Raw genomic sequence first — 12,579 nt, forward strand, 5'->3', positions numbered from 1 at the left:
GACATGACATCAGGCTGTCTGATGAATGAGGAAACCCGTATGGAATTACTGTGCCCCGCAGGGAACATGCCCGCACTGAAAGCGGCAATTGATAACGGTGCCGACGCTGTTTACATCGGGCTAAAAGACGATACCAACGCACGCCACTTCGCTGGATTGAACTTCACGGACAAGAAGTTGCAGGAGGCGAGCGACTATGTGCATCGCCATCAGCGCAAATTGCATATCGCCATCAATACGTTTGCCCACCCAAACGGCTATCAACGCTGGGAGTGCGCTGTCGATATGGCGGCCAATATGGGGGCCGATGCGCTTCCTGGCTGATCTTGCCATGCTTGAGTATGCCGCAGAGCGCTATCCGCATATTGAACGGCACGTCTCTGTACAAGCATCTGCCACTAACGAAGAGGCAATTCGTTTTTATCAGCGCCATTTTGCAGTTCACCGCATCGTACTGCCTCGCGTATTGTCGATCCATCAGGTTAAGCAATTGGCGCGTACCAGCCCGGTGCCTCTGGATGTGTTCGCGTTCGGTAGCCTGTGCATCATGGCTGAAGGTCGCTGTTACCTCTCCTCCTACCTGACGGGGGAATCCCCCAATACCGTCGGTGCCTGTTCGCCCGCTCGTTTTGTGCGCTGGCAGCAAACCGAAAAAGGGATGGAATCGCGCTTGAATAATGTTCTGATCGACAGATATCAGGACGATGAAAATGCCGGTTATCCCACGCTGTGCAAAGGTCGCTATCTGGTGGGCGGCGAGCGTTACCACGCACTGGAAGAACCAACCAGCCTGAATACGCTGGAGTTACTGGAACTGATGGCAGCCAACATTGCCTCAGTGAAAATTGAAGGACGCCAGCGCAGCCCGGCCTATGTCAGCCAAATCACCCACGTCTGGCGACAAGCCATTGACCGTTGCATCGCGTCTCCCGGCACCTTCACCCCGAGTGCGGAGTGGATGTCAGCGCTCGGGGCAGTGGTGGAAGGCACGCAAACCACGCTGGGTGCGTACCACCGAAAATGGCAATAAGCGGCAGGTGAGAGAAGAAAACAGTATGAAATATGCGTTAGGTGCCATCCTCTACTATTGGCAAAAAACGGATGTGGAAGCCTTTTATCATGCAGCCAGCCAGAGCACGCCGATATTATCTATTTGGGTGAATCGGTGTGCAGTAAGCGGCGCGCCATCAAAGTGGGCGACTGGCTCGATCTGGCGAAACAACTCGCCGCCAGCGGTAAGCAAATTGTATTGTCTACGTTGGCGTTAATTCAGGCGCCCTCAGAACTCAGCGAATTGAAACGCTATGTGGAGAACGGGGAATTCCTGCTGGAAGCCAACGATCTCGGCGCGGTAAACATGGCTGCAGACCGGCATTTACCGTTTGTCGCGGGCCATGCGCTCAACTGCTACAACGCCTACACGCTGCGTCTATTGCATAAGCAAGGGATGATGCGCTGATGCATGCCGGTAGAACTTTCCCGCGACTGGCTGAGCGAACTGCTTGACCAATGCGATGAGCTCGGTTTTCGCCATCAGTTCGAGGTGGAAGTGCTGAGTTACGGGCACTTACCGCTGGCTTATTCAGCGCGCTGTTTCACCGCTCGCTCAGAAAACCGCTCCAAGGATGAGTGTGAAACCTGCTGCATCAAGTACCCGCAGGGGCGCGCCATGCTGTCGCAGGAAAACCAGCAGGTGTTTGTGCTCAACGGTATCCAGACGCAGAGCGGCTATTGCTATAACCTCGGCAACGAACTGGCGTCCATGCAAGGTCTGGTGGATATCGTTCGCTTGTCGCCACAGTCCTTGGATACGCTGACCTTGGTCGATAGCTTCCGGGCTAACGAGCAAGGCCAGGCACCACTGCCCCTGACGCAAGATGCCGATTGTAACGGCTACTGGCGACGCGTCGCCGGTCTGGAATTGGTGTCCTGACTGGCGTCGGGCGGTGATCCGCCCGATCGCCCGTTTTGAATATAAAAAAGTGCGGGCGTGCGCAATACTGTGAAAAAAACACAGTGAGCCTGCCGCAATGTCAACCGATACCCAAACAACACTATTTTCTCACGATATCCCGTTTTCCCTTCTGGATTTAGCGCCGATCCCACAAGGGGCGACGCCCAGAGATGCCTTTCATCATTCGCTCGATCTGGCGCAGCACGCGGAAAAATGGGGTTACCACCGCTATTGGTTAGCCGAGCACCACAACATGACCGGTATCGCCAGCGCCGCAACCTCGGTGCTGATCGGCTATCTTGCTTCCGGCACTGAACGCATCCGGCTAGGCTCCGGTGGCGTCATGCTGCCAAACCACTCCCCGCTGGTGATTGCCGAACAGTTCGGTACGCTGGAATCACTCTATCCCGGGCGTATCGATTTAGGCTTGGGACGCGCGCCGGGCACCGATCAGCGTACCATGATGGCCCTGCGTCACCACCAGAATGCGGAAATCGACGATTTCCCCCGCGATGTACAGGAATTACAACGCTATTTTGCTGATACTCAACCAGACCAAGCGGTGCGTGCGTACCGGGTCAAGGCTTACAGGTGCCCCTCTGGCTGTTGGGTTCCAGCCTCTACAGCGCGCAGTTAGCGGCAGCATTGGGATTACCGTTTGCCTTCGCCGCGCATTTCGCTCCGGATATGTTGCTTCAGGCAATGGCGCTATACCGGGAGAAATTCAAACCCTCCAGCACGCTGAACAAGCCCTATGCCATGGTGTGCGTGAACGTGATTGCGGCTGAAAGTGAGCGCGATGCGCGTTTCTTGTTCACCTCGGTACAACAGCAGTTTCTGAATTTGCGTCGTGGGCAACCTGGACCGCTGCCTGAGCCAGTGCAAGATATGGGTTCACTCTGGTCTCCAGCCGAACAGTTTGGTGTTGATCAAGCACTGCGTTTAGCGATCGTGGGTGACAACAGTAAAGTGCAGCATGGCTTGCGTAGTTTGCTGCGAGAGACGAAAGCAGACGAAAGCAGACGAAAGCAGACGAAATCATGATCAATGGGCAGATCTTTGATCATCAAGCACGAAAAGACTCTTTCGAGCGGATCATGCAGATACGTCAGTCACTTTTTGACTAGTCACGGAAGAGCAAGCGACAACGAGCGTGTCATCCCCGGCGTAGGCCGGGGATCTCTAACAGAAGGAAAGCGTTCAGCCTATCAGAGATTCCCGCCTACGCGGGAATGACAAGTGCCATCACCTGCTATCAGCCGTCATCGGCAAGCTGTCAAAGGTGCGCAGTGCCTTCTTACCGTAGGGATCGCCGATCAAACGTTTTGATTCTCGAAACGCAGGGCTGACCAGGCTTTTTTCCTGTTCCTGAAGATCGTAGCTGAGTCCTGCCAACGTTGACCAGGTATGCAGCAGATGCGCATTGCTGTATTTCCGGTTCACATAAGGGGCATAGTCGATCGGATGATCTTTCTGCCACTGTGGCGAATTCCAGAGAATGAATGGCACCGTGTACATGGTACGCGTCGGCGCAGATTCATTGCGTCCGAGCACGTTGTGCGGCGGCGTCTCGTAAACATCTTCACCGTGATCCGAGAAGTAGAGCAGGAAACCATTCGGCTGCGTTTTTTCAAAGGTGCGGATCAGCGTTTCGACCACATAATCGTTGTACAGCTCAGCATTGTCGTAATCATTGTAGACTTCAACATCGCTGTCACTCACGCCGTCAGGAATACCTTCTCGCCCGACAAATTTCGTTGTCTCTTCCGGATAACGAAATTTGTATTTCATGTGAGTACCTAACAGGTGCACCACAATGAACTTCTTCTCAGCGGGATCGGCCAATACCTTTTCAAACGGCGCGAACACCACGTCATCATACTGACGCGCGCTTTGAGTACGCTGATTGTTCATATAGAACTGTTCGTCTGTCTGCTGAGAGAACACTGTCAGCAACGTATTTCGTTTGGTCATGGTCTGCTGATTGGTGATCCAGAACGTTTTGTATCCGGCCTGTTTCATCATGTTCATCAACGAGGGTTTGGTCAGATAGAGATCCGGCTGCAACTCATCGGCAAACGTCAGCGCCTGCTGCAAGATTTCAATGGTGTACGGACGTGAGGTCACGACATCGTTGAACACCACCAGATTGGGATCGCTTTTACGCAACGCGTCTAGCCGCGGCGTGGTCTCACGACCATAGCCATATAGGCTCATGCGGCTACTGGTGGTTGACTCACCGATCACCAGCATCAGCGTGCGCGGCGTATCACCATTCGCGTCTTTCAGGTTTGCCAGCGGGGGCAACGCCGCATTCTGTTTGAGCATTTCTGTCATGCTTGCCAACTGCTGGCGGTACTCAACATAACCTGCAATATACTGCCACGGTGCGGTAGTGGACATACGGCTCGCCAGATAACCGCTGGCCTCTTCCAGTGTCTCACCCTCGTTATGCATTTTTTTATAAAGGGGAATACCAAACAGCACTACGGCAATTAAGGTGCATGCCGTCACTTTATATTTAAACGGCAGGTAAACTGGTCGCACTTTACGCCACAGAAACCCAACTATCACCGTATAAAAAATCAATATAGCCAAAACTTTCAGACTGAAATATTGACTTACATATTCACCAGCTTCTTTGCTATTAGACTCGAACATCACAAACATAACGCTTTGTGAAAACTCTTGTTTATATATCGAGTAATAACCCAGGGCGATCAAAGAGGTAGCCCATAACAGGATACCCAGTACGCTGCTAATGATTTTGGTTCTGGCAGGGAAAACGAAAACAGGGATCAGCCATAGCAAGCTGTAAAGTAACGAATCGCGTAATCCCGTGGTACCGCTATGACCGGTGAGAACAATGACAAGCTGGAGTGCACAGGAGAAAAACCAAAAATAGAGCAAAAGCCATCCGAGCGAACGCCAACTAAAGCGTTCCTTAACAAAGAGTTCAGACATATTTAATTCCACACAAGGTTGTTATTTTTTATGTAGCGCCAAATAGCACTACTTTAATGAGGTCTATTTTTTTAGTACCTCTCTTCCGGCACCGCAATAACCACGCCGAAGAGTTGGACTATCCCTTTAAAACCTTAAAACAAAATTAAGTTCAGCCGGTGAGTCAAAAAAAACGGCCCACCATTATCGGCGGGCCGCTGTTTATACCAAAAAAACACAAGGGTAAAAGTTATGTAAAGGACTATTTTATTCTTAGAAGCGAAGTGTTGAACTTCGCCTCAAAGATAAGCCAATACACCGATTACCTAATGTGATTTTTATTGACCAATATCAGCAGGACGGCGGCGCGGAGCGCGTTGACCTTCACTGCGTTGACCATCACGGTTGAAATTACGGTCACGACGTTCACCCTGACCTTCACGACGAGCATCACCCTGCCCACCGAATGAACGACGGCCACCGTCACGACGATCGCCAGCGCCAGAACGCGGTGCGCCACGGCTGTCACTACGCTCACGGCGTTCGAACGGCTGTGCATCACCGATCAGTTGCATGTTCATCGGCTTGTTCAAGATGCTCGTGCGGGTAAAATGCGTCAGCAGATCGCCCGGCATTCCCTTCGGCAATTCGATGGTAGAATGCGATGCGAACAGCTTGATGTTGCCGATGTAACCGCTGCTGATATCCCCTTCGTTGGCAATGGCACCAACGATGTGGCGAACTTCAACACCATCATCACGACCCACTTCGATGCGATACAGTTGCATCTCACCCACATCACGACGCTCACGGCGCTGCGGACGATCGCCATCATGACCCGGGCGACGATCGCCGCGGTCATTACGATCATCACGATCGTGGAATTCGCGGCGCGGACGACGCTCGATCACCGGTTCTGGCGGCAGGATCAGCGGACGTTCACCTTGTGCCATTTTCAACAATGCAGCCGCCAGCGTTTCAATATCCAGCTCTTCAGCCGGTTGCAGCTTAGCCAGCAACGCACGGTACATATCCAGATCGCTGCTTTCCAGTTGTGACTGCACTTTGGCGGCAAATTTCGCCAGACGGCGTTCGCCTAACAGTTCAACGTTCGGCAAATCGACTTCAGGGATCGTAAGCTTCATGGTGCGTTCAACGTTGCGCAGCAGGCGACGTTCACGGTTTTCCACGAACAGTAATGCACGACCTGCACGACCGGCGCGGCCAGTACGGCCAATACGGTGCACGTAGGATTCGGCATCCATCGGAATATCGTAGTTCACCACCAGACTGATACGTTCCACATCCAGACCGCGTGCCGCAACGTCGGTGGCGATCAGAATATCCAGACGACCATCTTTCAAGCGCTCCAGCGTCTGCTCACGCAGAGCCTGATTCATGTCACCGTTCAGCGCCGCGCTGTTGTACCCGCTACGCTCCAGGGCTTCAGCCACTTCCAGCGTGGCGTTCTTGGTACGCACGAAAATAATAGCGGCGTCAAAGTTTTCCGCTTCCAGGAAACGCACCAGCGCTTCGTTCTTACGCATACCGTGAACAGTCCAGTAGCTCTGGCTGATATCCGGGCGCGTCGTCACGCTTGATTGAATGCGCACTTCCTGCGGATCTTTCATAAAGCGGCGCGTAATACGGCGAATCGCTTCCGGCATGGTTGCCGAGAACAGTGCCGTTTGGTGCTGAGCCGGGATCTGGGCCATGATGCTTTCAACATCGTCAATGAAGCCCATACGCAACATTTCGTCAGCTTCATCCAGTACCAGACCGCTCAGGTTGGAGAGATCCAGCGTACCGCGTTTCAGGTGATCCAGCAGACGTCCCGGCGTACCGACCACAATTTGCGCACCCTGGCGCAGCGCACGCAATTGAACGTCGTAGCGCTGGCCGCCGTAGAGCGCTACCACACTCACACCGTGCATGTGTTTAGAGAAATCATTACAAGCTTCAGCCACCTGCACCGCCAACTCACGGGTCGGTGCCAGCACCAGCATTTGCGGCGCTTTCAGTTCAGGCTTGATATTGTGCAGCAGCGGTAATGAAAACGCTGCTGTCTTGCCGCTACCGGTCTGGGCCATACCCAGCACGTCGCGGCCATTAAGCAAATGAGGAATACATTCTGCCTGGATGGGAGAGGGTTTCTCATATCCCTGATCCGACAGTGCATTCAAAATAGGAGCGGACAGCCCCAGGTCAGCAAAAGAGGTTTCAAACTCTGCCATGTAAACGTGCCTCATAGTGAAATGGCGGCCAGTCTACACGTAACTTGTCGAGAAAATACTCAGTCATTTTCATTGAAAAGTGTGAACCGGCTAAAATTAGATTAAAAAACGAACAAAAAAGCCCTCGCCCGTTAAGGCGATGGAAACGATGGTTCCCGGCTGATTGCGTTCGTCAGCTATTGCTGGTCCGATCCTGATAGGTCGTCTTGCTATTGGCCTAACAATGCCAATTCCAACAATGCATAGCGGTGCTCAACAAAGTTATGTACGTTGTTGGCAACCGTCAGCTTGAACAGCGCCATGGCGTTGTTCTTGTCCCCCAGACTTAGGTAGTGCTTACCTAAATAGAAGTCAGTTTCACTGAGATGCTCAGCGAGCGAAGTGTTATCCGTTGCTTCTGCCTTCAGGCGCTCCATCAGCACAGCTTCACTGATGTTGCCCAGGTAGAATTCGACAATATTCCATCCCCAAGGACCTCTTTCTGCACTGTCATAACGCTTCTTCAGCGCGGCTTTGGCAGTATTGGGATCTATCTCCCGTTCAGCCAAATACAGCCATAACGTACGGAAAGGATCGTTCGGATCGTCTCGATAAAACGCCAGCAGATCATCCTGCGCTAACAGGTAACGACCGCCATAATACAAGGCGATGCCCCGGTTCAAACGCGCATAATTGTAAGTTGGATCAAGCTCTAGTACAGAATCAAACGCTTCATAGGCAGCATCAAAATTGCCTGCCTGCGTTAAATAAATGCCGAGATAGTTAAACACTTCCGGCATATCCGGACGGATTGATAGCGCCTGTGAAAAATCATTACGCGCTAACGCTCTCAGTCCGAGACTATCATACAGCACTCCGCGCTCATATAATAGCTGTGCGCGTTCGTCATCGGTTAACGCCCGACTGGCAAGAATTTGTTCCATGCGCGCCAAAATGACTTCCTGCTGTAAAGCAGGCTGCACTGGAATTGCAAATACCGCGTTTTTACGCCAATCCGTGTTGCTGCATCCTGCCAGCATAAGTGCTGTCGCAACATAACACCAGCGTAAGAAAGGCTTCATTTCCCACTCCCGAAGACAAACATTGGATGAACATCCTGTCCCCGCACACTCAATGTAAGGCTATACGTGCCTCACAAAATGCCCAACTCCCCGCCTGAGCGGGGAGTGGCAAAACAACAGCAAAACGGCTGTTATTCTTCCTCAGAAGGCGCTGTAGCAACATCCTGAGACTGAGCAGTTGCTTCCTTGATACTCAAACGTACACGGCCCTGACGGTCAACTTCCAGTACTTTAACCGGAACTTCCTGACCCATTTGCAGGTAGTCAGTGACTTTCTCAACACGCTTGTCAGCGATTTGAGAGATGTGTACCAGACCTTCTTTGCCGCCGCCAATAGCAACGAACGCGCCGAAATCAACGATGCGCGTTACCTTACCTTGGTAGACACGACCTACTTCGATTTCTGCGGTGATCTCTTCGATACGACGAATGGCATGACGCGCTTTCTCGCCGTCGGTTGCGGCAATTTTCACCGTACCGTCATCTTCGATCTCAATGGTGGTGCCCGTTTCTTCAGTCAACACACGGATCACTGAACCACCTTTACCGATCACGTCCTTGATCTTGTCGACGTTGATCTTGATGGTGTGGATACGCGGTGCAAACTGAGAAATATCGCCACGCGGCGCGCCGATGGCCTGTTCCATCACGCCCAGAATGTGCAGACGCGCACCTTTGGCCTGATTCAGTGCAACCTGCATGATTTCGCGGGTAATACCTTCAATTTTGATATCCATTTGCAGTGCAGTAACGCCTTCACGGCTACCGGCCACTTTGAAGTCCATATCGCCCAAATGATCTTCGTCACCCAGGATATCGGACAGCACTACAAAGTTATCGCCTTCTTTCACCAGACCCATCGCGATACCCGCAACGGCGGCTTTGATCGGCACGCCTGCATCCATCAGCGCCAGAGAAGCACCACAGACGGAAGCCATGGAAGAAGAACCGTTGGATTCTGTGATTTCAGAAACCACACGCACCGAGTACGGGAACTGAGCAGCAGTAGGCATAACAGCCAGCACACCACGTTTCGCCAGACGACCGTGACCAATTTCACGACGCTTCGGTGAGCCAACCATACCGGTTTCACCCACAGAGTACGGAGGGAAGTTGTAGTGCAGCAGGAAGCGATCGGTGGTTTCACCGGTCAATCCATCAATGTTCTGTGCATCACGCTCAGTACCCAGAGTTGCCGTTACCAGCGCCTGAGTTTCACCGCGGGTGAACAGCGCAGAACCGTGGGTTCTCGGCAGCACGCCAGTACGCACATCCAGCGCACGGATCATGTCTTTTTCACGGCCATCGATACGCGGTTCGCCACGCAGTACGCGGCTGCGCACTACATTTTTCTCGATGCTGCCCAGGATGTCCTGAATTTCATTGGCGTCCAGAGAATCATCAGAAGCCAGCAATTCAGCGCTAACCTCAGATTTGATAACGTCGATCTGCGCGTAACGCTCTTGCTTCTCGGTGATACGATACGCATCGCCCAGACGCGTCTCAGACAGCGCCTTCACGCGATCCAGCAGCGCAACGTTAACGGCAGGTGCCTGCCAATCCCAACGCGGTTTACCGGCTTCTTTCACCAGTTCATTGATGTTGTCGATAACCACCTGTTGCTGCTCATGACCAAACACCACGGCACCCAACATTTGATCTTCACTCAGCAGATCCGCTTCGGATTCCACCATCAGAACCGCGCCCTGCGTACCGGCAACCACCAGATCCAGACGGCTCTGTTTCAGTTCGTCAATGGTCGGGTTCAGCACAAACTGGTCATTGATGTAACCAACACGGGCAGCACCAATCGGTCCATTAAAAGGCAGACCAGACAGGCTCAGCGCCGCAGACGCACCGATCATTGCTACGATATCTGGGTTGATCTGCGGATTTACAGAAACCACCGTTGCGATAACCTGCACTTCATTGACAAAGCCATCAGCGAACAGCGGACGGATTGGGCGGTCGATCAGACGAGAAATCAGGGTTTCGCCTTCGCTCGGACGGCCTTCACGACGGAAGAATCCACCAGGGAAGCGACCCGCAGCGTAGGTACGCTCTTGATAGTTAACGGTCAGCGGGAAAAAGTCCTGACCTGGTTTGGCATTTTTCGCCCCGACAACGGTCACGAAAACTGCGGTGTCATCCATGCTTACCATAACGGCAGCAGTGGCCTGACGTGCCATCATGCCCGTTTCGAGCGTAACGGTATTCTGACCGTATTGAAACTTACGTACGATAGGATTTAGCAAAATAATATCCTTTACTCAGGGTTTATCATTCTCGGGTTTACCAGATGCCAGCCGATGTCGTTGTGTTCGGCACAGCGTCTCCCCGTTGATTACAAACCATCTCACTACATCCTCGCGACTAATGACAACCTTCACGTCAGGCTGGAACCAGTCCAGAAAGAGACATAAAGTTTCTCATTAGCCGCGCGAACCTCTGTAGCGAACGGCGACGACAAAGTCGGTAATACATTACTCTGTTTTGCAAGCACTTCCTAGAAGAAAGGGGCCCTATGAGGCCCCTTTCCACTGAAACTCGCCAGATTAGCGACGCAGACCCAGACGCTCGATCAGGGTAGCATAACGCGCTACATCTTTACGCTTCAGGTAGTCCAGCAGCTTACGGCGCTGAGAAACCATACGCAGCAGACCACGACGGCTGTGGTGATCCTTTTTGTGCTCGGAAAAGTGGCCTTGCAGATGGTTAATCTGCTCGGTCAACAGAGCAACCTGCACTTCGGTAGAACCACTGTCGTTAGTGCCACGACCGAATTCTGCGACGATTTTTGCTTTAGCTTCAACGCTTAGAGACATTGTAATACTCCAAAACAGTATAGATAAAAAAAACAGGTGCCGATCTCTAATTCAGCGACCTATGTAACCTATTAAAAATAAGCCGCGCCATTCTACTCTCAGCCATGGCCGATCGCAAGGCAGACACGGTAAGCCTTATTCCGAGAATTCGACCACCAGACGCTTGGGTGCCACGCGTCCAGCATCATCGATAATCCCCATACCAATGAACGCATGGGCATCACCTTCGGTGATGCGCACCATCCCTTCAGCGGGGACGTTAGCCGCCGCAACAGCCTGCCCGAGTTTAAGATAACCCGCCACAACTGGCGGCAGATTCACCTCAGGATAATTGCTGACCGGGCTGTCCATCGGCATCAGCAGCGGATCCAGCACCGCTTCAAGGGATTGCTCTTCCGCTTGCGCCAACAGGGCTTGCAGTTGATCCAATGTGACCATGCGCTCTGCCGGATAAGTGGCAACCTGCACGCGACGCAGATAAGTCACATGGGCACCACAGCCGAGCATTTCACCGAGATCGTCAATGATGGTACGAATGTAGGTGCCTTTGGAACAGTGAATTTCCAACTCCAGATCATCCCCATCGTAACGAATAAACAGCAGTTCATACACGGTAATATCGCGCGCTTCACGCGGGACTGTGATTCCCTGACGCGCATACTCATACAGCGGGCGGCTCTGATGTTTCAACGCGGAATACATCGATGGCACCTGCTGCGTGGTGCCACGAAAACGTTCCAGTGCCTCTGCCAACGCCTGCGCGGTAAACGTCACCGCGCGCGTTTCCACCACATTGCCATCGGCATCAGAGGTGTCGGTACGCTGCCCCAAACGGGCAATCACCCGGTAACGCTTATCCGAATCCAGCAAATACTGAGAGAACTTGGTGGCTTCTCCCAGGCAGATCGGCAGCATTCCGGTAGCCAGCGGATCCAGCGCACCGGTGTGTCCGGCACGGTTGGCATTAAAAATGCGTTTTACCTTTTGCAGCACATCATTGGATGACGCGCCTTGCGGTTTATCCAGCAATAATACGCCGTGGATATCACGGCCGCGACGACGAGGACGACTCATCAATCCTCCCGATCGTCGTCACCGTTGGCAGAACGCTTCTCGGCATCATTGCGCAAGACGTTGGTCACCAGGTTGGACATCCGCATCCCTTCCACCAACGAGTTGTCGTAGGCGAAAGTTAGTTCCGGCACCACGCGCAAACGCATTGCCTTACCGAGCAGTACACGAATAAAACCGGAGGCATCCTGCAATGCCTTGATGCCCGCTTTTACTTGCTCGGGTTCGTTATCGTTCAGAAACGTCACAAATACCTTGGCATACGCCAAATCGCGTGACAGATCGACACCAGAAACTGTCGCCATGCCAATGCGCGGATCCTTCACTTCACGCTGAAGAATAATGGCGATTTCTTTCTGCATCTCTTGCGACACGCGCTGAGTGCGACTGAATTCTCTAGCCATAATCGAGTCCTCAAGGAAAAATCAGGGGGCATTAGGCCATATCGTTATACACATCTTTCTAACGCACTGTTTAATCAATGAGTTACG

General features: G+C 52.6%; 7 protein-coding genes and 3 pseudogenes. 3 read left to right on the plus strand and 7 right to left on the minus strand.

Translation table 11 applies throughout. The annotated features are described in order from the left end of the window. The first annotated feature begins 39 nt into the window (after positions 1–39). The 3 pseudogenes from ubiU (at position 40) to ACWWJF_RS02925 (ending at position 3,081) form a co-directional block, all read left to right on the plus strand. A pseudogene (gene ubiU, locus ACWWJF_RS02915) lies at positions 40–1,030 on the plus strand (ubiquinone anaerobic biosynthesis protein UbiU). Positions 1,031–1,055: 25 nt separating this feature from the next. Further along, positions 1,056–1,933: pseudogene (locus ACWWJF_RS02920) on the plus strand (U32 family peptidase). Between the two features lie 97 nt (positions 1,934–2,030). Beyond that, positions 2,031–3,081 (plus strand): annotated as a pseudogene (locus tag ACWWJF_RS02925) (luciferase-like monooxygenase). Positions 3,082–3,199: 118 nt separating this feature from the next. Here the strand turns inward: ACWWJF_RS02925 and cptA are convergent. The 7 genes from cptA to rbfA form a co-directional block, all read right to left on the minus strand. Beyond that, positions 3,200–4,918: a phosphoethanolamine transferase CptA gene (gene cptA, locus ACWWJF_RS02930; RefSeq protein WP_455868641.1), complete on the minus strand. Its 1,719-nt coding sequence runs from the start codon at positions 4,916–4,918 to the stop codon at positions 3,200–3,202. A gap of 317 nt (positions 4,919–5,235) precedes the next feature. Beyond that, a complete protein-coding gene (locus tag ACWWJF_RS02935; protein WP_455868642.1) occupies positions 5,236–7,131 on the minus strand; it encodes a DEAD/DEAH family ATP-dependent RNA helicase in 1,896 nt (631 codons plus the stop codon). A 209-nt stretch (positions 7,132–7,340) separates the two neighbouring features. Beyond that, complete coding sequence (gene nlpI, locus ACWWJF_RS02940) at positions 7,341–8,192, minus strand: lipoprotein NlpI (RefSeq protein WP_455868643.1); 852 nt, start codon at positions 8,190–8,192, stop codon at positions 7,341–7,343. 131 nt (positions 8,193–8,323) lie between these two features. Beyond that, entirely contained in the window at positions 8,324–10,447 is a 2,124-nt protein-coding gene (pnp, locus tag ACWWJF_RS02945) for a polyribonucleotide nucleotidyltransferase (protein WP_455868644.1), read from the minus strand. Between the two features lie 300 nt (positions 10,448–10,747). Then, complete coding sequence (gene rpsO / locus ACWWJF_RS02950; protein ID WP_455868645.1) at positions 10,748–11,017, minus strand: 30S ribosomal protein S15; 270 nt, start codon at positions 11,015–11,017, stop codon at positions 10,748–10,750. A gap of 135 nt (positions 11,018–11,152) precedes the next feature. Continuing rightward, positions 11,153–12,091, minus strand: coding sequence for a tRNA pseudouridine(55) synthase TruB (truB, locus tag ACWWJF_RS02955; protein ID WP_455870906.1), 939 nt, complete (start codon positions 12,089–12,091; stop codon positions 11,153–11,155). Further along, entirely contained in the window at positions 12,091–12,492 is a 402-nt protein-coding gene (rbfA, locus tag ACWWJF_RS02960) for a 30S ribosome-binding factor RbfA (RefSeq protein WP_455868646.1), read from the minus strand. Before rbfA ends, truB begins: the two co-directional genes overlap by 1 nt. Positions 12,493–12,579: the final 87 nt, after the last annotated feature.

The organism is Symbiopectobacterium sp. Eva_TO (genome assembly GCF_053848865.1).